At 38.9% G+C, this 21,004-nt stretch carries 18 protein-coding genes; 10 read left to right on the top strand and 8 right to left on the bottom strand.

The genetic code is table 11. From position 1 onward, the window contains the following. Nucleotides 1-4 precede the first annotated feature (4 nt). The 5 genes from QM424_RS01055 to QM424_RS01035 form a co-directional block, all read right to left on the bottom strand. Nucleotides 5-391: a hypothetical protein gene (locus QM424_RS01055; protein WP_414392666.1), complete on the bottom strand. Its 387-nt coding sequence runs from the start codon at nucleotides 389-391 to the stop codon at nucleotides 5-7. Between the two features lie 14 nt (nucleotides 392-405). Then, nucleotides 406-1,170 carry a hypothetical protein gene (locus tag QM424_RS01050; protein WP_102211302.1) on the bottom strand — a complete coding sequence of 255 codons (765 nt, stop codon included), beginning with the start codon at nucleotides 1,168-1,170 and terminating at the stop codon, nucleotides 406-408. 216 nt (nucleotides 1,171-1,386) lie between these two features. Further along, nucleotides 1,387-2,034: a recombinase family protein gene (locus tag QM424_RS01045; protein WP_414392665.1), complete on the bottom strand. Its 648-nt coding sequence runs from the start codon at nucleotides 2,032-2,034 to the stop codon at nucleotides 1,387-1,389. A 92-nt stretch (nucleotides 2,035-2,126) separates the two neighbouring features. After that, the gene (locus tag QM424_RS01040) at nucleotides 2,127-2,519 is read right to left on the bottom strand and encodes a hypothetical protein (RefSeq protein WP_414392664.1); all 393 of its coding nucleotides are present in this window, start codon (nucleotides 2,517-2,519) and stop codon (nucleotides 2,127-2,129) included. Between the two features lie 139 nt (nucleotides 2,520-2,658). After that, nucleotides 2,659-3,369: a hypothetical protein gene (locus tag QM424_RS01035; RefSeq protein WP_142367006.1), complete on the bottom strand. Its 711-nt coding sequence runs from the start codon at nucleotides 3,367-3,369 to the stop codon at nucleotides 2,659-2,661. A 525-nt stretch (nucleotides 3,370-3,894) separates the two neighbouring features. Here QM424_RS01035 and QM424_RS01030 point away from each other — a divergent pair. The 8 genes from QM424_RS01030 to rlmB all read left to right on the top strand — a co-directional run bounded on the left by QM424_RS01030 (nucleotide 3,895) and on the right by rlmB (nucleotide 10,911). Then, nucleotides 3,895-4,155 carry a hypothetical protein gene (locus QM424_RS01030; protein ID WP_261048509.1) on the top strand — a complete coding sequence of 87 codons (261 nt, stop codon included), beginning with the start codon at nucleotides 3,895-3,897 and terminating at the stop codon, nucleotides 4,153-4,155. A gap of 10 nt (nucleotides 4,156-4,165) precedes the next feature. Next, the gene (locus QM424_RS01025; RefSeq protein WP_049509098.1) at nucleotides 4,166-4,411 is read left to right on the top strand and encodes a hypothetical protein; all 246 of its coding nucleotides are present in this window, start codon (nucleotides 4,166-4,168) and stop codon (nucleotides 4,409-4,411) included. A gap of 155 nt (nucleotides 4,412-4,566) precedes the next feature. Next, a complete protein-coding gene (locus QM424_RS01020) occupies nucleotides 4,567-5,172 on the top strand; it encodes an MT-A70 family methyltransferase (protein ID WP_414392663.1) in 606 nt (201 codons plus the stop codon). 161 nt (nucleotides 5,173-5,333) lie between these two features. Beyond that, nucleotides 5,334-7,484, top strand: coding sequence for a type IV secretory system conjugative DNA transfer family protein (locus QM424_RS01015; protein ID WP_261039517.1), 2,151 nt, complete (start codon nucleotides 5,334-5,336; stop codon nucleotides 7,482-7,484). Beyond that, complete coding sequence (locus QM424_RS01010) at nucleotides 7,471-8,241, top strand: replication-relaxation family protein (RefSeq protein ID WP_102211311.1); 771 nt, start codon at nucleotides 7,471-7,473, stop codon at nucleotides 8,239-8,241. The genes QM424_RS01015 and QM424_RS01010 overlap by 14 nt, the downstream gene beginning before the upstream one ends. After that, nucleotides 8,234-8,356, top strand: a complete 123-nt coding sequence (locus QM424_RS01005; protein ID WP_001058384.1) for a hypothetical protein — start codon at nucleotides 8,234-8,236, stop codon at nucleotides 8,354-8,356. The genes QM424_RS01010 and QM424_RS01005 overlap by 8 nt, the downstream gene beginning before the upstream one ends. Nucleotides 8,357-8,431: 75 nt before the next feature. Then, a complete protein-coding gene (locus QM424_RS01000; RefSeq protein ID WP_414392662.1) occupies nucleotides 8,432-10,102 on the top strand; it encodes a recombinase family protein in 1,671 nt (556 codons plus the stop codon). 80 nt (nucleotides 10,103-10,182) lie between these two features. Continuing rightward, a complete protein-coding gene (rlmB, locus tag QM424_RS00995; protein ID WP_000855742.1) occupies nucleotides 10,183-10,911 on the top strand; it encodes a 23S rRNA (guanosine(2251)-2'-O)-methyltransferase RlmB in 729 nt (242 codons plus the stop codon). Between the two features lie 700 nt (nucleotides 10,912-11,611). Here the strand turns inward: rlmB and htpX are convergent. Together htpX and QM424_RS00985 are read right to left on the bottom strand one after the other, a co-directional pair. After that, nucleotides 11,612-12,511 (bottom strand): zinc metalloprotease HtpX, encoded by a 900-nt coding sequence (gene htpX / locus QM424_RS00990; RefSeq protein ID WP_414392661.1) that lies wholly within the window; start codon nucleotides 12,509-12,511, stop codon nucleotides 11,612-11,614. 1 nt (nucleotide 12,512) lies between these two features. Then, entirely contained in the window at nucleotides 12,513-13,073 is a 561-nt protein-coding gene (locus QM424_RS00985; RefSeq protein WP_033677231.1) for a LemA family protein, read from the bottom strand. Between the two features lie 93 nt (nucleotides 13,074-13,166). Between QM424_RS00985 and rsmG the strand changes: the two genes are divergently transcribed. Continuing rightward, nucleotides 13,167-13,880, top strand: a complete 714-nt coding sequence (gene rsmG, locus QM424_RS00980) for a 16S rRNA (guanine(527)-N(7))-methyltransferase RsmG (RefSeq protein ID WP_414392660.1) — start codon at nucleotides 13,167-13,169, stop codon at nucleotides 13,878-13,880. Nucleotides 13,881-14,084: 204 nt separating this feature from the next. Next, complete coding sequence (locus QM424_RS00975; protein ID WP_414392659.1) at nucleotides 14,085-15,368, top strand: uracil-xanthine permease family protein; 1,284 nt, start codon at nucleotides 14,085-14,087, stop codon at nucleotides 15,366-15,368. A 300-nt stretch (nucleotides 15,369-15,668) separates the two neighbouring features. On the opposite strand, the gene QM424_RS00970 is transcribed toward QM424_RS00975, so the two are convergent. Then, nucleotides 15,669-20,963 carry an SIALI-17 repeat-containing surface protein gene (locus QM424_RS00970; protein ID WP_414392658.1) on the bottom strand — a complete coding sequence of 1,765 codons (5,295 nt, stop codon included), beginning with the start codon at nucleotides 20,961-20,963 and terminating at the stop codon, nucleotides 15,669-15,671. Between the last annotated feature and the right edge of the window lie 41 nt (nucleotides 20,964-21,004).

Here is a 21,004-nt window from a genome sequence, read left to right as displayed (position 1 = left end):
TATGTTAATTATAATCGATACCTTTTCTCGTTATCGCAACGACCTTTCCTTTACTAAGAAAAACAATCACTGACTTACCGTCTTTTAATTTGTAAACGTAGTAGTCTGTAATGATACCATTTACCCCCACAGTCCAATTTGATTTCTGAGACAGGATTGATTCACTGCTGGATAAGTCCATTTTTAGTAATTTTTCATATAGCTGGGTAACATCACTAAGAGAAGAGGATTTCTCGTGTGGTGCTCCAACTGCCTTAATCAAGTCTTTTTCGGTTAGCTCATTCTGAATACTTGGAAAATTCGATAAAACTAAATCCTTTCTCTTATTTGCGCAAGAAACAAGTAACAGAATCATCGCTAAACATGTAATTACCATTCCTAATTTTTTCATCACTCGCTATCCTCCTATTTTTGAATATTGTCTGCTATTTTAGCTAATATTGCTTCTAAAATAGCAGGAGACACTTTTCTTTCCTCCATAGAATAACTACCTTTAGGTTGGTATAATAAATCCATAGATAAAATTTGACTTCCATTCAGAAAAATCTTACTGCTAAAAGTACTGTTTTCCTTAGTATCATACTGGTCATAAATAAAAGCTCCATTTTCTATTCTTAAGTCTACAAAAGGAACGTAACTTTCCATCTGGTTAGTAGCTCGACCTATTTTCTCATTTGGAAGAGCAGCTTTTTGGTAATAATCTGAGTTTAAATAACCTTCTAATAACTCTTGAGCCTGTCCAGAATTCTGAATATGGAATTTAAAATCTCCTTGTTCATATGCACCGCGAATATCAATTCCTGTATGGTCATATAAATTAGCTACTAATCTTATTCTTCCCACCTGATTATTATCTTTATCAAAGAATAAATATTGAATAAGAACACTCTTCTCGAGCTTATCATAGTCCCAGATATTGTCAGGGTCTATTTTTACATTACTAACTCCATACTGCAACATAATTTCGCCTAAATCTTTATCAGATAACACTTTCTTTAAATCATCAGACGTTTTGATTCGAAGATTGACTGTTTCGCTTTGATTATGATTATCTGAACTAACTGGATTGTTAGCACTATTCTTCTGTGCTATTGTAGAATTCGAACAGCTGCATAAGCAAGCCAAAATTAAAGTACCAACACCTAACTTAGTAAGTTTTTTAAGTTCCATTTGCTTTCCTTTTTGTTTGTATAAAATCTCCTAGTCCCTTGCGAGACAAGGCTTTAGGTGTATCGGATAACGACCATTAAACGATACACTTAAAAAACAAAAAATGCCAATCTAACACAGACTCAAAACCTTGTTAAATTCGCATTTTCTAAAATATTCACATTGTTATTTTGAATGTTTCGCCAAATGGTCGTTAATCGAAACAAATTTACGCACTCATTCTACCATTTCGTCCTGCTTTTGGCAAGTATTTTGCAAAACTTTTTTGCGATTATTCGTCACCTTATTTCGTTCCAGCACCTTATATACGGTTGAAGTGGAGATTTGTTCTGCTTTTGCAATATTCCGTATGCTCGTATTTGTGTAGAGATAGAGATTAAGGATGCGCTCTTCTTTTGCTTTTTCTATCCGCTTGGCACCCAACCGAATGCCTCTTTCCTTGGCTTTTCGAAGCCCTTCACGGGTACGAAACCGTAAGTTTTCTAGCTCGCTCTCTGCCACAAAACCTAAGATCATACAAAGCAACCTGCCAATAAGCGAGTCAGTTTCCAACTTTTCGTGCAAACTAACGAGCTGGATATGATGTTTGTTAAGCTGTTCGATAATCTCCAATAGCTTGAACATAGAGCGAGTAAGTCTGTCAAGCTTATAGATAGTGAAAGTAACTTGCTTGCCATTTTTCGAAAAACTTTTAGCTAAGTTTAGAGCCTTTTCAAGTTCAGGGCGAGCATCATATGAACCTGATTCTTTTTCTATAAAGAGCTGGTCACAGTGTTTGAGAGCCTCAATTTGCACCTCCAATCCTAAGTCTTGCTTGTGAGTGGAAACTCTAGCATAGCCAATGTTAATAGTATTTTGAGACATAAAAAATCCTCCTGTTATATTGATTCAGGGGGATATTTTACTATGAATTGAGGGATGAGAAAAGACCTCTCATTCAGAGAGGTCTCAAAAAATCAAATGTTACTATCTTTCAACCCTTCTTTTAAAAGCAAATATTGATCATTCGTCAACCCAAGAATTTCCTGCATAATATACTCAATAGTATCTTGGAGTTCTTGTTGTTCAACAGATCCCCTTTCATACAAAAGTTTAGACGAACCATCTGTTTTAGATATATACCTCATTACATTGTTGATTGTTTTTTCATTCTTTTCAGATAACTTAACTTGTTGTTTTAAAGTATATCCTGTAATTTTTTCAACAATTTCTCGACCATTAGACATAAACGGCATGTAATCAAAGTAAACTAATAATCTTCTTGCCACACTCTCTTTTGAATATGGGTCATTAGCGGTATCGTTCCAGATTATTTGCTTAATTCTGTCAGGAACACGATTTTGAAACATATATTTTACCTCCAAATTTTACCCACCGCTTGCTCGGTAGGTATACTTATTTCCTACCAAGTGCAAGGGCTACAATTCAGAAGTAAAATCCGAAAAGTGCGAAAATATTAAATTTTATAGCTTAATTATACACTAATATTTATGTTTTGTCAATAAAACCTATAAACTCTTGGAATCGAGTAATATAAGTATCATTAGTTAATTTACTCATATACTTAATTGCCTGTGTTTTAAAATTATTCTCATATAAAAATTTCAAAATATCAAATAGATACTTATTATTAGTAATTTGACGAATATGCCTGTCGATAAATTGAATCTTATCGTCATTTGATATTTCTTCTTTAGACAAATATGTTTTAAAAATTCTATCTAAATAAACATTATTACTTATTTTAGAAATCATTTTATCAATAAAGTCTTGCATAATTTCATCATTGTGGAATCCACTTTCAACAGCATACTCAATCACTCTACTTATATGAACAGAGTTGGTCATTTTTTCGAAACACAAGTTCATAGCACTTTCGTTTTTCATATCAAAAGCTACCAAACATAATTTTTCAAGTTTAGCGTTATTATCAGTGTTAATAATGGCTTTTTGTAAATCTTCGAGAGTCTTAATTTTTAAATCAACATTAACAGTATTTTCTATAGTAAAATAGAACACCTCTTTTAAAAAGTTATATGTAATGTCATTATTAATAATATCTATTAGTTTATCCTTATCTTTACAACTAATATTTTCCGAATTTTTTACTAAGCTAATCATGCTTGATTTGACATCATCACTTTCTTTAATTAGATGTTTACCAACAAAATAATTTAAAGCATCAGTAGAATCTTCCATTTTTCCCACCTTCAATTTTTTCATTAATATTTTAGACGGATTTCTGCTCCGACTCAATAAGTAGCCAATAACATTCGGAGAATATCCCTGAAGACTCACTTCGAAAACTGCAAGAAATTCATTCACGAAAGTTACTCTTCCAACATGACTTCGATGATTTTGATTTAACATGAGCATATCCATAAAAGTTGCAAAACATAGATGATACATAGCTTTATCTCCATTCTGTTGTTTTTGTTGTTTTTAGGCAATAGATTCAAAACATATTTAGCGATATACTAAAACCATCAAAGGAATAAGTCGACTTCCCCCTCTGATAAACCTTTTACTTTTATTATACTCTTTTAAGGAGGAAAATTCTCTTGCTAACATTACTTATCTTTTTACCGTATCTTCTAACCTCAGCTGTTGCGATATATTTCACAAAGAAAAGGTCTAGAAAATAATTGACTACAGGTTTATATTAGGTTATGTAAGCCCCACTAATATAAACCTGCCTCTATGGGGCTATTAAGGAGAAAAACTATGCTTCCACAAAATACTCAAAATCAAACAGATACAATCTCTCAACTGGCGAATCCGTTTCAGCTTGAAGTTGCCAAATCACTTTCTAAGGAGATGGCGGTGCTTCAAAAGAATCAGCTTCTGACGGCAGACATTCTCAACAAAGTAGGCGACCTTTCGAAGCTCGAGGCAGATATTCTGGCAAAAACTCCCCATGCCAAGGAACGCACAGATTTCATCATCAAGACTTTTGCTTTGGTCGCCTCTCAGCAGATAAGATAGGAGGTTCCCTATGAATGAACTTATCTTGCCCATAATTTTTGCAGTTTCTCTTGGCTTTGTGGCTGGCGTTATTGCCTTGTTGGTATATCTTGATTCTCAATCTAAAAAACAACCTGTCAAAGAGAAAAACAAAAATCTTCTTCCTGTTTACACTGAAGAAGAAATTGAACTAGCTCAATTTCTTGAAAAAAGGCAAGCCGTCAACGAGGCATTCCTCTCAGCTCAGGCGGAACTACTCAAAGAATTTCGAAAGTGAAGTAATTTTTACATCACCGAACAAAACAGCAATATGATAGCACCTTAACAGATATAGCACCATTCTCATCGCTCCTAATCCATAAACTGCTTATGCTCCCTTTTGCTAGCGGTTTCTGGTATGCTCGGAGCGTCACAAACAGAAAGGATTTTAAAATGACACAACCAACTCAACCAAAGAAATTCAAAACCATCCTCGCTGATGTTCCCTATATGAAGAACCAAACAGGTAGCTACGGAGCTTGCAAGCACTACAACCTGATGAGCCACGAGGAAATCCGCAATATGCCCATAAAGGACATTGCTGCAGATAACGCCCATCTCTGGTTTTGGACTTCCAACTCTTATATGGAAGAATCTTACGATATTATTCGGGCGTGGGGCTTTGAGCCAAAAAGCATTTTTACTTGGGTCAAGCCAACGCTCGGCTTGGGAACTTATCTGCGAAATTCCACCGAGCATGTAATTTTCGCTACTCGTGGAAAAGCTCCTATCAAGTTTAAAGGTCAAATGAATTGGGGCTTCTTCCCCAAACAAGACCATAGCCATAAGCCCGAGGAACTCTTTGCTATCATCGAACGCTGTTCTGAGCCAGATTATTTGGAGCTCTTTGCACGGAGACCTGTGTCTTCTAATAAAAAGTGGGCTATATGGGGTAATGAAGTTGAGAGCGACATTATTATCTCTAACTATCCCGTTCCTAAATATTCTAAAAATCCCATTGACTACAGAAAGGCAGATGATGACTCGTGCGAAAAATAGTTGGCTACACCTTGCTTTTCGTTCTACTGGCATATTTAGTCAATCGGGCGATTTACTGGCTAATCGAAATTGCCCTACCCTTAAGCCTGCTTGCCGTATTACTTGGTGGCGGAATGCTTACTTTTCGCTACTGGAAAAACAAAAGAGATTGGAGGTGACCAATGAAACGCCCAACAAATTTTGAAATTTATGAAATGGATTACACTCGCCCTGTGGAATTTCAAGACATACTAGATTTGATGGTGCGACTCTCAGGCTACACCAGACGCCAGCCCTTCGTTTTGGAGATTCGTTTAACGAAAAACGAGGTGCGATATTTGCTTCTCAGTAGCCCACTGGACACGCCCTATTTACACAAAATGATGCAGGTTTCCAATGACATTCAGTTTTCAAAACTTCGCCCTAAAGAGCGAAAAACATCTGAAAAAGCGTGGCGTGTAGCTATCAAACGCAACCATTTTAGCCTCAAAACAGATGGTGTTGAAAATTTCACTCGTTCCTTTTTGGCACTGAGTCATCACCTAAAACCGCAGGAAGAAATTTGTGTACAGGTTGTAGTGGGCAAGTCGCGTCCGCCACAACCGCTGGCTCGTGATTTATCGCACCTTAACGCCACTTGGTGGCAGTGGATTTCAGGGAATATTCCAAAGCTTTCCAAAGATGCCGACAAGCTGATTCGGGAAAAACTCCGCCACGCCCAGTTTCAAGCAGATGTACGGATTGGTGTGCGAAGTGATAGTCATTTTCGCAAGAATGAGCTATACCATACTGTTTTAGGAGCCTTTCGAATGTTAGAATCCAGTGGTGTCGAACTTTTTCTCAACCCGATTTCAAGCGAGAAAGTGAATAAAGTTCAAATTCCGTGGGCTTTTCCACTCACCCTTTCTTCGCAGGAGCTTGCCAGCTTTTGGCTTGCCCCTATTGGCGAAGGCGAGCTGGCTGGGATTGCCAATATTCACCCCAAAATTCTCCGTCTGCCTTTGGGCTATAAAGTGCCAGATGTACCTGTTCGAAAATTTGGTGAAAGTATCAAAAACGAACCGCTCCAAATCTTGCCCCGAGACGCCACTCAACATTTATTAGTTTTAGGCGGAACGGGCGTTGGAAAATCTACCTTGCTTGCCCAGCTCATTTTGGTAGATATTCAAGCAGGCAGAAGCACGCTGTTAATTGACCCCAAAGGCGACTTAGTACGAGAAGTGTTGGCTCATTTCCCAAAAGAACGGCGAGCAGATTTGGTTATCATTGACCCCAGCTCCAGCAACAAAATTATCGGTCTCAACCCCTTTGACCTGACTCGATACACCTCGCCTGAGCTGGTGGCGGATATGTTACTTAATCTTTTTCAAGAACTTTTCAGCGACAACTGGGGTATTCGCACGGTTGATGTGCTCAGCCACGCCTTAACCGTAATGGCACAAGTTGAAAATTCTAATTTATCCCAATTACCTCAGTTTTTAACCAATCCTGTCTTTCGAAATCAACTATTAAGTCAGATTTCCGACCCTTTTCTCTTGGATTTTTGGCAGGGCTACAACCAGCTAAGCGATGCCAACCGTGAGGTGTTAATCTCGCCAGTATTAAACAAAATCCGTCAGCTTTTGCTTCGAAAAGAACTGCGAGCCATGCTTGCCTCTACTTCGAAAAAATTTAACCTGATGGAGCTCTTCACCAGTAAAAAAGTAGCCTTAGTTAACCTCAATCGAGGACAAATTGGGGTGACAAACGCTAAATTTATCGGTTCGCTTATCACCAACTACATCTACCAGCTAACCCTCCACCAAGCCCATCTCGCCCCCGAAAATCGCCCTTTCCTGCCCATTTACATTGATGAGCTGGGGCAATTCCTTAAGCTCCCTGTAGATTTGGAGGATGCCCTTGCAGTGTCTCGTTCGATGAAAGTGGGCTACATTCTCGCCAGCCAGCACCTGACGCAACTGCCATCTACTCTGCGTACCAGCGTTTTGAGTAATTGTCGCAGTAAAATCATTTTCACGCTGGAACACCACGAAGCCAAGGAACTCGCCAGCCAAGCTCCAGAACTCACTTTCGAAGATTTTATGACCCTTGCACCTTTTCACTTTTATGCCCAAATGCCGATTTTTTACAATCACTTTAAGTGGGTCTCAGGGCGAAGCCTGCCTCTTTCGAAAAATGCTCAGTCAATTGATGAACTTTATGCCGAAAGTTTGGAATACTACGGCGACGATTTAGCCAATTTCGAAAATACACCACTTCAAAACAAGAAAGATGAAATTCCACCCGAAAACTTGGGACGAAAGAAGCGAGGAGGACAAAATGGAGAAAATTGAACTAACAGAAAAAGAACGAGAGATTCTAACTCTGCTCGCCCAGTGCCGTTATGCGACCACCAAGCAGATTGTTGCCCTCTATTTTCAGGATAGCCAGCATTCGCGAACTGCTTTCCGAAGAGCTAACTTGCTTTTAAACCAAATCAAAAATCGCCAACTCATCAATCACCTCGAACGGCGAATCGGTGGCGTGCGAGCAGGTTCAGGCAGTTTCGTTTGGTACATCACGATAAAAGGGTTGAAAACATTACACCGTCCACAACGCTTTAAAAATAAGTATGAACCCACCGCCCACCACTTGGAACACACGCTAGCGGTGACACAAGCGTATGTTTTTCTGAAATTATTGGAAGAAGCTGGCAAAATCCAGCTGGAACGGTTCGATTTTGAACCCACCTGCCACCGCACCTACGCCACCTTTTCGGGCAAGAAGATTTTTCTGAAACCTGATGCTTTTGCCCAACTGGTTTTGGGCGAATATGAGGACAGTTATTTTTGCGAAATCGATATGGCGACCGAAAGCCTCAACCGAGTGGTAAATCAGTGTAAAAAATACATCGCCTACTACCAAACAGGCATTGAACAGCGAGAACAAGACGGTGTGTTTCCACTGGTTCTATGGATTGTGCCGCACAACAAACGAAAAGAAGCGATTTCGAAGAAAATCGAAAACGAGCTGAATAATTTTCAGCCAATGTTTCAGGTGGTAACGCTGGAGGAATTTAGTGAATGGATTGGAGGACGAACAGATGAATAATGAAAAAGAACGAATTGTCAAAATCGGGCGAGCAACTTTTAAGATTAACCGAAAATTTGGTGGTTCGAAAAGTTTGAAAGAATTACTTGAAAAGCTGATTTTGCAGGAAAAATAAGCTCCAAAGACTGTACTTCTTCGCCCTTTCGAGGTATCATGTCCATGGGTTAGAGTGTAATTGAAAGGAGACACGATGACAAACAGCACATTAACAAAGCAAATTCCAGATTGGACAGAAGTTAAGTTTGAGAGTCTGACTGAGATTAGTGTTTTGTATTGCAGGCTTTCATCAGAAGACGCAAACGAAGGCGAATCTAACTCAATTTCCAACCAACGCTTAATTTTAAGCAAACTGGCGGAGCGAGAGAATTTGAGCAACCCAATTGTATTTTACGATGATGGCTACTCAGGTTCAAACGCCCAGCGTCCAGCTTTCCAACAAGCTCTGGCATTGGTTGAAAACAAGCAAGTTTCGAATTTTGTGGTAAAGGATTTGAGCCGTGTTTCACGAGACTACCTGCTTTCAGGAAATCTTTTGGAGGTGGTTTTTCCTTCGAAAAACATTCGCTTTATTTCCCTGCAAGAAAATATAGATAGTAACAAGAAATCCAGCCAAGATGCCTATCTCACACCGTTGGTTTCGCTCTTTAACAACTGGTATAGTATGCAGTGTAGCGAGAAAATTAAGCTTTCGAAACATACCAAAGCCAAAAATGGCGAAAAAATCGGCTGGATTACCCCTTATGGATATCTCAATAATCCAGAAAATCGTAAGGAGTGGTTGGTAGATAAATATGCTTCAGAAATCGTTAAACGGATATTTTCGGAGTATATTTCAGGCAGAACACCAACCGAGATAGCTCAAGGTTTAAGACGTGACAAAATCCTCACTCCTGCTCGCTACAAAAAGAAGCTGGGTGTTTCGAACTATCGGATTTTAGAGAGCGACCCTTGTTATTGGAAAACTCAGATGATTTGGCAAATATTGGAAAAAGAGGAGTATATCGGTTCAACCATTAACTTGAAAACCGCAAAAATTTCTTACAAACAGCGGAATTGTCGCCTGCGACCTCGTGAAGATTGGCTAATTTTCCCAGATAGCCACGAAGCGATTATTTCGAAGGAAGATTTCGAAATTGCAAGAAAAATGATGAACCACAAGCGAGTCGTTCAAAGGCATAACTGGAAAGATAACCCAGGACACGAAAATTTGTTTGCAGGCTTGCTTTATTGCGAAAACGAACATAAATTAAGTTTTTGCCCACAAGAAAAAGATGGTGTGAACCTCGACCATTATAAATGTTACCATTTTAAGCGAGCTGGCGATACTTGTTCGGGCGGTCACTATCTTCGTAAAGAAGTACTGGAAAATCTAATTTTAAACGAGCTTCAAGAACTGATAAACTCGTTTCAGATTAACGAAGCAGATTTTTTACAACGCTTGAAAGACAAGTTTGAGATTAAGGAAACTAAAAAGTTTAGTAAATTACAAAAGCAACTTTCAAAAGATGAACAGCGGATAGCGGAGCTCGACACCATTATCCAGAAACTTTACGAAAAGCAACTGTTGGGTGAGATTGCGGATGACCGCTTCAAAAAATTGTGCGACAGCTATGAGGCGGAACAAGCTGAGTTGAAGGAAAAAGTCCAAACTGCCACCACAACTCTTGGGGTGAAAATGAAATCTGCCCACAACATTGAAAAATTTATGACAGCCATTCGAAAATATACTCAGCTTGAGAAGTTGACACCAAAAATTATCAACGAATTGATTGATAAAATTATTGTCCACCAACCGATTGGTAGAGGCAAGAATAGGCAAATTAAACTGGAAATACACTACCGATTTATTGGTGATATTTAAGTATTTAAAAGAGCGAGTTATAGATCGCTGCCCTATATATAATAATAGGACTGCTGAGCGAGTTGTGGTATAATAGAGGCATGAAAACAAATGATATTGTCTATGGCGTCCACGCCGTTACCGAAGCCCTCCTTGCAAATACTGGAAACAAACTCTACCTCCAAGAAGACCTCCGAGGTAAGAATGTTGAGAAAGTCAAGGAACTGGCTACAGAAAAGAAGGTGTCCATTTCTTGGACTTCAAAAAAATCCCTCTCTGAGATGACTGAAGGTGCTGTTCACCAAGGTTTTGTTCTACGAGTATCCGAATTTGCCTATAGTGAGTTGGATCACATCCTTGCCAAAACACGTCAAGAAGAAAATCCTTTGCTATTGATTCTGGACGGGTTAACTGACCCTCACAACTTAGGTTCCATCTTAAGAACCGCCGATGCAACCAATGTTTCCGGAGTCATCATTCCCAAGCACCGTGCTGTCGGAGTAACTCCTGTCGTTGCCAAAACAGCCACAGGTGCTATTGAACACGTTCCAATTGCTCGAGTGACCAATCTAAGCCAAACTCTGGACAAACTCAAGGATGAAGGCTTCTGGACCTTTGGAACGGATATGAACGGTACTCCTTGCCACAAGTGGAATACAAAAGGGAAAATTGCCCTCATCATTGGAAATGAAGGAAAAGGTATCTCTAGCAACATCAAAAAACAGGTCGATGAAATGATTACCATTCCGATGAATGGACATGTTCAAAGCCTTAATGCCAGTGTTGCTGCAGCCATTCTTATGTATGAAGTTTTCCGAAATCGCCTATAAAAGAGGCTGGACAAAAACTAACTTCTAGCTAAAAGAACACAGTGATTTTTAAATAACTGATTTGTAGATTGAATTCTTGGACAATTTTGTAACCTCTATGCTCATTAAGATGAATCCTAGCTCTACTACGCTGGCCTACTTGTCTCTAACACACACTCTGAGTTCACCAAAAATATTCTCTAATTTACGAAAAACGAGATCAGTTGCCCTCCTCCATTTTGCATAGATTCTAGATTCTTCTTCGATATATCATGTGTTCTGAACGAAGTTTCCTCAAGAAATTCTAATACTCAATGAAAATCAAAGAGCAAACTAGGAAGCTAGCCGCACAGGCTGGACTTAAGTACGTCAAGGCGAAGCTGATGCGGTTTGAAGAGATTTTCGAAGAATATAAGTTGTATCGTAACAAATTGATTTTTGAGTTGATTATATAAGAAAATGAGCATCTCCAACTACGAGAATGCTCATTTTTAGGATTGTATAGTCACATTTTTATACTCAATGAAAATCAAAGAGCAAACTAGGAAGCTAGTCGTAGGCTGGACTTAAGTACGGCAAGGCGAAGCTGATGCGGTTTGAAGAGATTTTCGAAGAATATAAGTTGTATCATAACAAATTGATTTCTGAGTTCCTTTATATAAGAAAATGAGCATCTCCAACTACGAGAATGCTCATTTTTTAGGATTTTATAGGCACATTTTTACATCTGTTTTAAGCGTTCAATCCGCTCTGAGATAGGTGGGTGGGTATAAAATAGTTTTTGGAACCCTCCACCTTTCTTAGGATCATTGATATAAAGCGCACTGCTGGCATCATCTACAGGACGACTCATAGGTTTACTATTATCCAACTTACGTAGAGCATTGATCATCCCTTGAGGATTGCGCGTCAACTCAACACTGGAAGTATCAGCTAGGAATTCCCTCTGACGAGAAATAGCTAGTTGCACTAAGGTTGCAGCGAGAGGTGCCAGAACAATAGCTAGTAGTGAAACCACGAGCATAATGATTTCTAAGCCATTTCCATCTCGGTCATCGTCACTTCGTCTGCGACCTGCACCACCCCACCACATCATACGACCTGCCATACTAGAAAGCATGGTGATAGCACTAGCAAGGGCAACAGCAATAGTCGAAATACGGATATCGTAATTACGAATATGACTGACTTCATGTCCCATAACAGCTTCTAGCTCCTCACGATTCATGATAGCTAGGAGACCTGACGTCGCAGCAACCGCCGCATTTTGCGGGTTAGAACCTGTCGCAAAGGCATTTAAGGCTGGATCATCAATGATGAAAACTCGTGGCATGGGAATCTGAGCCACCATAGCCATATCTTCCACTACATGGTAAAGGTCTGGTGCCGTTTGCTCATCAACCTCACGCGCTCCATTCATGGACATGACAATCTCTGTCGATTGAAAAATCATGGACAAGGCATAGATAAAACCGATAATCAGTGCGATAACCAAGCCACCAAGCCCAGATCGCATAAAGAGGTAACCAACCGCATAGCCAACAAGAGCTAAGAGTAGGAAAAATACCAGCAACAAAATCCAGGTTTTTCGTTTATTGCTTGCAATTTGATCAAACAACATCTTAGTCACCTAAACCGCTAAAATCAACTTTAGGAACTACCTTTTCCTCTTCTGGTGTTTGAAGGAAATCTGCTGCTTTAAATCCAAACATTCCAGCGATAATATTGCTTGGGAAAGTTTCTAATTTTACATTGTAGTTGCTGACAACACTGTTGTAGAGTTGACGAGAGTAAGAAATTTTATTTTCTGTATTGGTCAACTCCTCTTGCAATTTAACAAAGTTGGCACTAGCTTTCAAATCTGGATAGCTTTCTGCAACTGCAAAAATACCTGAAACCTGACGAGTAAGGGCATCACTAGCTTTCATAGCTTCTGCTGGTGAAGTCGCTGCCGCCACTTGGTTACGTAGTTCTGCCACCTTTTCAAGGGTAGAACCTTCATATTTGGCATAACCCTTTACAGTCTCAATCAAGTTTGGCAAGAGATCATTTCGACGTTTCAACTGAACATCAATCTGACTCCAAGCCTCCTTTGTTTGCATACGATTCTTAACCAAACCGTTATAGCTAACAATCACAAAAATAACAACAAGAGCCAAAACTCCAAGAATAATCCAAGTCATGATATAAGTCCTTTCTACTTTTAGATTAGTACCAGTATATCAAATTTTTAATGATTGTGGTAAAATAAGATGATACTAAAGAAGGAAATAACTATGAAACCAGAAACATTTTACAACTTGCTTACCAAACAGAATCTTCCACTGTCGGACCAGCAAAAAAAACAATTTGAACGTTATTTTGAACTCTTGGTCGAGTGGAATGAAAAGATTAATTTAACAGCTATTACGGACAAGGATGAAGTTTATCTCAAACATTTTTACGATTCGATTGCACCCATTCTTCAAGGTTTGATTCCTAATGAAAATATCAAACTTCTTGACATCGGTGCTGGGGCAGGATTTCCTAGTCTACCGATGAAAATTCTCTATCCTCAGCTAGATGTAACTATCATTGATTCACTCAATAAGCGCATCAACTTCCTCCAACTTTTGGCTCAAGAACTGGATTTAGACGGTGTTCAATTCTACCATGGACGTGCAGAAGACTTGGCCCAAGACAAGAACTTCCGTGCTCAATATGATTTTGTAACAGCTCGTGCGGTTGCTCGCATGCAGGTTTTATCTGAATTGACAATTCCTTACCTGCAAGTTGGCGGAAAACTATTGGCACTCAAGGCCAGCAATGCCCCTGAGGAATTATTAGAAGCTAAGAATGCCCTCAACCTCCTTTTTAGTAAGGTCGAAGACAATCTCAGCTACGCTCTACCTAATGGAGATCCGCGCTACATCACAGTGGTAGAAAAGAAAAAAGAAACGCCAAATAAATATCCACGTAAGGCTGGCATGCCCAATAAACGCCCGCTTTAATCTTTTTAGTAAAAAAATATTTACAAAGTTTGTAATTTTTGCTATACTATCAAAAGCAAAGGTTTTTAATGTCATCCCGTGAGGTGACGAAGACGCAGAAATATTTAAAACTCTTTAAAGTCTAGATTTTAGAGAAGTCTTACTCTGAGGGCCTATTGCTGTAAAATAATGGGCTCTTTTTTGATGCCCAAAAGTGAGGTTTATATGAAACAAGAATCAACTGTTGATTTGTTACTAGACGTTGACCAACGTCCTTCGGCTGGCAAAGGAATTCTCCTTAGTTTCCAACACGTTTTCGCTATGTTTGGTGCGACCATCTTGGTACCATTGATTTTGGGAATGCCTGTATCTGTTGCCCTTTTTGCTTCAGGTGTTGGGACACTCATCTACATGATTTCAACTGGTTTTAAAGTTCCAGTTTATCTAGGTTCTTCATTTGCCTTTATCACAGCAATGTCACTTGCTATGAAAGAAATGGGTGGTGATGTATCTGCTGCCCAAACAGGGGTTATCTTGACTGGTTTGGTCTATGTCCTTGTGGCTGCTGGTGTTCGTTTTGCAGGTACAAAATGGATTGATAAACTCTTGCCACCAATCATCATCGGACCTATGATCATCGTTATCGGTCTTGGACTTGCAGGTTCAGCTGTTACCAACGCTGGTCTTGTAGCTGATGGAAACTGGAAAAATGCTCTTGTAGCAGTTGTTACTTTCTTGATTGCTGCCTTTATCAATACAAAGGGAAAAGGCTTCCTACGAATCATTCCATTCCTATTTGCCATTATCGGTGGTTACCTCTTCGCACTAACTCTTGGTTTGGTTGACTTTACACCAGTTCTTAAAGCCAACTGGTTCGAAATTCCTGGTTTCTACTTGCCATTTAGCACTGGTGGTGCCTTTAAAGAATACAATCTTTACTTTGGTCCAGAAACCATCGCTATTTTGCCAATCGCTATCGTAACAATTTCTGAACATATCGGTGACCATACTGTTTTGGGTCAAATCTGTGGCCGTCAATTCTTGAAAGAACCAGGTCTTCACCGTACTCTTCTTGGTGACGGTATCGCAACTTCTGTTTCTGCCTTCCTTGGTGGACCAGCAAATACAACTTACGGAGAAAATACAGGGGTTATCGGTATGACTCGTATCGCTTCTGTCTCAGTTATCCGTAACGCTGCCCTTATCGCGATTGCCCTTAGCTTCCTTGGTAAATTTACAGCCTTGATTTCAACCATTCCAAACGCTGTACTTGGTGGTATGTCAATCCTTCTCTATGGAGTTATCGCCAGCAACGGTTTGAAAGTCTTGATTAAAGAACGTGTTGATTTTGCTCAAATGCGTAACCTAATCATCACAAGTGCTATGTTGGTCCTTGGACTTGGAGGAGCTATCCTTAAACTCGGTCCAGTTACCCTTTCAGGTACTGCCCTATCAGCCATGACGGGAATCATCTTGAACTTAATCTTGCCATACGAGAATAAAGATTAAGAGACTTGACACAGAAAGAGAATGAACAAAAACAAGCTTCTCTTTACTAACCCCCAAAATTACACAAACAATTATTGAAAGGATTTAGTTCTGTACTGCATAGGACTAAGTCCTTTTATAATAAAATGAAGCAAAACAGTACATAATGTGGTATCGTCAATTGAAACAAGAACAAGATAAAAGAGCCTCAAAAAAAGGTATTGCAACTTGGCAATACCTTTTTTGAGGTGCTTTTTGAAAGCCATCAAATGATGACTTTTCAGAGGGAGCAAAAAACTGTTCCCTTTATATTCTAAACATTTAAATGTCTTTTTTAAACAGTTTATTAAAGAAACCGTCTGTATTTTTAAGAAGGGCTTTGAATACCTTAGATTTAAGAGCTACAGTATGAGAGAAGTCATCTGTTTTTTTCAAATCTTCTTCGACTGCTTTATCAAATAAAGGCCTTAACTCATCATAGTTACTGATATGGACGCCATCAATATCGATACCTTCAAAGCCTTTCTTAGCTTTAGCAAAAACCTCCTCGTACCAATGTCTCTTCCACTCTTCAAGTGTCTTGAACTTGTCTCCAGATACTTTCTTAATAATAAAGTCATCGCCTAGCAAACCTTTATTTTCTTTAATAGCTGCATCTTTGTATTTGTTAGATACATAACTAGTGAAACCTTTGTCATATCCATAATAACCCCACATGCGGAAGGCATTGTGTTTGAATGATAATGAACCAGGAGCTCCAAGACTAGTATTACCACCATAAATACCAGCCATCATATTGACGTTTACATATGCTGAGTTGACAGCATAATCTTCAGGGCGATAACGTCCGTTACCTGGATTTCCATGTTTCGTCATGAAGTTATTATCCACTAAATCATTGACGCTAGATAAAGTCATTACCTTTTCTTCACCTTTCAAATCACGGACACTATCCCATTGGTTTGGACCTAAAAGATCATTGTACTGAATCTTAGAGCGCATTTCTTTGTCAATCTTCTTGAACCACTTACTATTGTCTCCCTTAATTTTAGGAAGTACAGCATCAGCTTCTACATAATCAAGCAACATCATAGCTTCATTGTAGTTTCTCATGTAGCGGTCAATGTCATCACGTGTCTTTAATTTGTCAGGATCTGGGTTGTACCATTGGTTACCATCATTTGGACGATGGTAAGCCATGTTAATTCCAAGTGCGCCGTATTCACCATTAGTCGTTGAACTATCAGGTGTTTGCAGCATACCTTGTGCATAGGCTTCTGCATTTGTACCAACACGTTGACTGTATCCTCCGTAATAGAGCATTCGGTCATTGACGTGTGTTGTTTCATGTGTAAAGGCTGAAATACCAAATTGTGATATTAAATCAGTTACCATAAAGTAAACTTGGTCATTATTGTTTGCACTATCGTAAATACTAGCCATAGCTCCCATGGCTCCATTTGTTGCGTGGAATTTGCCAGTTGGACCATACAATTCTCTAATAGGTCTGATAATTGCCCCGTTCTTTCCGTACCCCATGCTGTTGGCACCGTCGACTCCATGGTAGTTTTGGTTATCCCAAACTGGTGTCGGTACCATATTTTGACTCTTAAGTAATCTATCACGAACATTAGGTAGAGCTAATCTGGACCAGAAATCAAGATACGTTTGTTGTCCCTTAGCAACTTTATCAATTTCTTTCTTAAATTCGTTTCGAGCTTCTTCTGTATGTTTTCCATATTTCTCAAATGAACTGTACGCCATCGTGTTATATGTTGAAATTAAGAACATATGGGCATCTTTAAGCGTTAGAAGTGGTAAAATCATACGACCATGAACACCGTTATCTAGCCCATCAAAGACTCTATGACGTTTATTAATAAAGTCAGGATTTGTAGTTTTAGGTTCTGAAACATAAACATTCTTAGCTGAGTGGATAAACCAATCATTAATGTCTTTATCCTCTGTAAACAAACGCATGTTGTATTCTAGGAAGTTACGAAGACTACCTTTACCAGTATTACTTGCAATGATTTCACGATAAGCATCCTGAGTTCGGTCACCCTTTAAGTTCTTCTCGCTAGACCCGATGTTAATCAAGCGATCTAATACACTTGGTGTTTTACCGTAGAAGTCAGGTTTAAATATCATAATGTCTTTGATACTCATACTGTTGTCAGTATACTTAATGTTATAGTAACGGTTCAAGTAAGATAGAGCCATCATAATTTTCGCTTTATTATCGTCAATTTTCTTCACAAGTGCTTTCATCGCAGCTTCGTCACTATTCAATTGATGATCTTCATTTTCGACTAAAGCTTTCACAAATTTATCAAGATTGTCTTTGACGTCAGTAAAGCTTTCTTCTAGATACAAATCAGCTGGATTTCCAATAATTTTACGAACATCTTGCGAATCGTATGTGACTGAAGATAACTTCTCTTTCACATCTGCAATCAGTTTGTCTCGATTTTTAACAACCATATTCGGTGTATAGACAACATCACCAAGACCAGATACGCTATATTCACGCACTTGTTGGACTTTAGAATCCTTGAGTGTGACCCCCATTTCTTCTTTTGTACCATCTGCATAGTGAATCATTATTTTATCGATATCCGATAAATCGGTCACGAATTGACCATCCTTCATTCCCGTAACAGAAAGGACTTCTTTCTTAGCTAAGTTTGAATCTTCTGCAAGTTTGTTACCTTGGTTGACAATCCACTCTTTGTTGTAGAACGGTTGAAGTTTTTCAATGTTACGATAAGCCAGATCTCGATCTACTTTATAGTCTTGGGTTGACTTATATTCATCTTCTCTTCTGGTTAAACGATTTAAGCGATTGACCACAGGTTCGTTGATTTCGTATTTATCAGCAGTAATATTAAAGGCTGCAATTCTCTTGTTAGCTTCATCTTGATTAATTTCTTTAATTTTGTCACGAGAACGTTTGTATGAATGCTTACCTGAACTGACACCTTTGACAACAAAGTTACGCTCTAACCATCCATTTGTGAAATAACCACCATCGTAGTCCAAATCTGAAGAACCAAAGAACTCTTCACCATTTTCAACTCTCATCATTGAAATATTATCTTCCAGTTTACCAAAAGGAAGATTGCTATTGATAAATCCACCTGTTTCAAACAAAACTTTAGTCTTAATGGTTCCTTTGGTGACTGATTTACGAATTGAACCATATTTACCAATTCCCATAGAGTCGTTACCATTATCTGTTTTAGCAACTAAACCACCTATACGGGCTCTGTTGGCAACAATATCAGCCTCGACATATGCTTTTGCAACATTACCTCTCCAAATCTCACCGGCAATACCAGCCATATATTGACCTTTATCACCAACACCCGTGAGTTTACCGATGAAGGCTACATTTGTCAACTGACCACCACTATCGATTTTATTGACGATACCCGCAATATTGTTATTAGCAACTACACTACCAGTTACCTTAACATCTTCAACAGTTGCATTTTTCACCATATTGGCAACAGGTGCTATTCCGTCAGCCCAAGGCATATTGATATCCACATTACCTAAATTAATATTTTTCACAGAACCATTTTCAACACGGTCAAATAAGGGACGGGCAATGTTATGAATTGTATATTGTTTACCATCAACACTTGATAGATGTCCCTTAAACGTACCTGGAACATATTGTTTGTTAGGTGTTGGTACATTCGTTGCATTCAAATCTGCTCCGATTTTAAATGTACCATTTTTATTAACATTCATAGCCTCTACTAAATCTTTAAAGTTATAGTAGACATTATCTTCTTTAGGATGGGGTTTTTCTATATAATAAACATACTTATTGCGCGCCTTAGATGGATCAATGTGTTGAATCAAATCTTGAGCTTCAGCCGTAATTTTATAAAGTTTTTGACCTTCTTCAGTTACTTCCTCAATTTTATCAACTGCTAAACGTGTTACTTTATTATCACGACTAGTGATTTTTAAGTACATTTTCTTCACATCTTCATCAGAAGGTTTTTCGCTCATGAAATCACTAGGTGTTTCAGTACCATCATCATTTACCTTCACTAAATTAGTAGATGCGATATTTTTAATTTCAACTTTTTTCAACTCTAAACGTAAAGGTTTTTCATCTAATTTAGATGTTTCATCACCTTCACCACGGTTGTAAGTCATTGTTGTTGCAATTTTATAATCTTTGAATAAATCCAAACCTTGAATAGCGTCTGTCAATTTTTCTTTAGATAAATCAACTCGCTTAACAACAGTATTCCCATCTTTAATCTCAGCTATAATGCTCTTGATTTCAGCATTACCTGTATTTTCAAGAGTGTAATCCAATTTAGCTGAACGATCCATCGCATCTTCTGTAACCTTATCTAAAGTCAAAGTTGGAGCAACTTTTGACGTATATTCTGGCAACTCAGCTTGAACTTCTGGTTCTCCCTTTTCTGTGACTACTGCTTCGGGTAACACTGGTTGAACTTCTGGTTCCCCTTTATCAGTCACAACAGCTTCTGGTAACGCTGGTTGAACTTCTGGTTCCCCTTTGTCGGTCACAACAGCTTCTGGTAAGGCCGGTTGTACTTCTGGTTCGCCTTTGTCAGTTACAACAGCTTCTGGTAATGCTGGCTGAACTGCGGGTTCTCCCTTTTCTGTGACTACTGCTTCGGGTAACACTGGCTGAACTTCCGGTTCTCCTTTTTCAGTCACAACAGCTTCTGGTAATGCTGGCTGAACTGCGGGTTCTCCTTTTTCAGTCACAACAGCTTCTGGTAATGCTGGCTGAACTGCGGGTTCCCCTTTCTCAGTCACAACAGCTTCTGGTAACGCTGGTTGAACTTCTGGTTCCCCTTTGTCAGTCACAACAGCTTCTGGCAACGCTGGTTGAACTTCTGGTTCCCCTTTGTCAGTCACAACAGCTTCTGGTAATGCCGGTTGAACTGCTGGCTCTACAAGGTTTGTACCTATTGGTTGCGTATAGTCAGGTTTTTCTACTTTAGGCGCCTCGTCTGGGACTGTACTTACAGGCTCAGTGTATTTAGGTTTCTCAGCTTTAGGCGCTTCATTAGGGATACTTTCCTGAGTTTCAGATACTGGAACATTTTTTGTCCTCTCATCCTTATGTTGAATTTCTGAAATTGCATTATCATTAAGGGGTAAGTATCCAATATAACGATATCCAGCAATTTGAACTACTCCTTCATTACTTGGAGCTTTCAAAGGATTGCCTATATCGAGAGCTTGCATACTAGAAAGACTAATTAGTCCGATAGTAGTAACTAAGAACAGACTAGCAACTTTTTTCTTTTTATGAACTAAAAGAACTAAACTCCCAATAGCTAATAGACCTAAAGCTGTAAACACAGAAGTCGATGAACCTGTTGCAGGAAGAGCTTCCTGCTGATAAATAAGAGCATAACTTGCTTCATTATCAGTAGGAATTCCTTCCTGAATCTTGCTTTGTTCTTCCTTTGTAAGAGCGCTTTTTTCAACATAATGATAGGTAGAAGCATGAATTACTGACGGTGCAACCAAGACACTTCCGAGTAACACCGAACCAACAATCCCACAGATTTTTCGGATCGAAAATCGTTCTTTTTTAAATAATGACAAGCGTAATCACCTTCTTTAATTTTATTTCCTAACAGTAAACA

Source organism: Streptococcus mitis (assembly GCF_047464945.1).
Lineage (GTDB): Bacteria > Bacillota > Bacilli > Lactobacillales > Streptococcaceae > Streptococcus > Streptococcus mitis_EA.
This window is presented reverse-complemented; position numbering and strand designations above follow the sequence as displayed.

What these genes read in the sequence shown, in the direction of transcription:
- QM424_RS01055 (WP_414392666.1), bottom strand. Translation starts at nt 391, where the DNA reads ATGAAAAAATTAGGAATGGTAATTACATGTTTAGCGATGATTCTGTTA.
- QM424_RS01050 (WP_102211302.1), bottom strand. Translation starts at nt 1,170, where the DNA reads ATGGAACTTAAAAAACTTACTAAGTTAGGTGTTGGTACTTTAATTTTG.
- QM424_RS01045 (WP_414392665.1), bottom strand. Translation starts at nt 2,034, where the DNA reads ATGTCTCAAAATACTATTAACATTGGCTATGCTAGAGTTTCCACTCAC.
- QM424_RS01040 (WP_414392664.1), bottom strand. Translation starts at nt 2,519, where the DNA reads ATGTTTCAAAATCGTGTTCCTGACAGAATTAAGCAAATAATCTGGAAC.
- QM424_RS01035 (WP_142367006.1), bottom strand. Translation starts at nt 3,369, where the DNA reads ATGGAAGATTCTACTGATGCTTTAAATTATTTTGTTGGTAAACATCTA.
- QM424_RS01030 (WP_261048509.1), top strand. Translation starts at nt 3,895, where the DNA reads ATGCTTCCACAAAATACTCAAAATCAAACAGATACAATCTCTCAACTG.
- QM424_RS01025 (WP_049509098.1), top strand. Translation starts at nt 4,166, where the DNA reads ATGAATGAACTTATCTTGCCCATAATTTTTGCAGTTTCTCTTGGCTTT.
- QM424_RS01020 (WP_414392663.1), top strand. Translation starts at nt 4,567, where the DNA reads ATGACACAACCAACTCAACCAAAGAAATTCAAAACCATCCTCGCTGAT.
- QM424_RS01015 (WP_261039517.1), top strand. Translation starts at nt 5,334, where the DNA reads ATGAAACGCCCAACAAATTTTGAAATTTATGAAATGGATTACACTCGC.
- QM424_RS01010 (WP_102211311.1), top strand. Translation starts at nt 7,471, where the DNA reads ATGGAGAAAATTGAACTAACAGAAAAAGAACGAGAGATTCTAACTCTG.
- QM424_RS01005 (WP_001058384.1), top strand. Translation starts at nt 8,234, where the DNA reads ATGAATAATGAAAAAGAACGAATTGTCAAAATCGGGCGAGCAACTTTT.
- QM424_RS01000 (WP_414392662.1), top strand. Translation starts at nt 8,432, where the DNA reads ATGACAAACAGCACATTAACAAAGCAAATTCCAGATTGGACAGAAGTT.
- rlmB (WP_000855742.1), top strand. Translation starts at nt 10,183, where the DNA reads ATGAAAACAAATGATATTGTCTATGGCGTCCACGCCGTTACCGAAGCC.
- htpX (WP_414392661.1), bottom strand. Translation starts at nt 12,511, where the DNA reads ATGTTGTTTGATCAAATTGCAAGCAATAAACGAAAAACCTGGATTTTG.
- QM424_RS00985 (WP_033677231.1), bottom strand. Translation starts at nt 13,073, where the DNA reads ATGACTTGGATTATTCTTGGAGTTTTGGCTCTTGTTGTTATTTTTGTG.
- rsmG (WP_414392660.1), top strand. Translation starts at nt 13,167, where the DNA reads ATGAAACCAGAAACATTTTACAACTTGCTTACCAAACAGAATCTTCCA.
- QM424_RS00975 (WP_414392659.1), top strand. Translation starts at nt 14,085, where the DNA reads ATGAAACAAGAATCAACTGTTGATTTGTTACTAGACGTTGACCAACGT.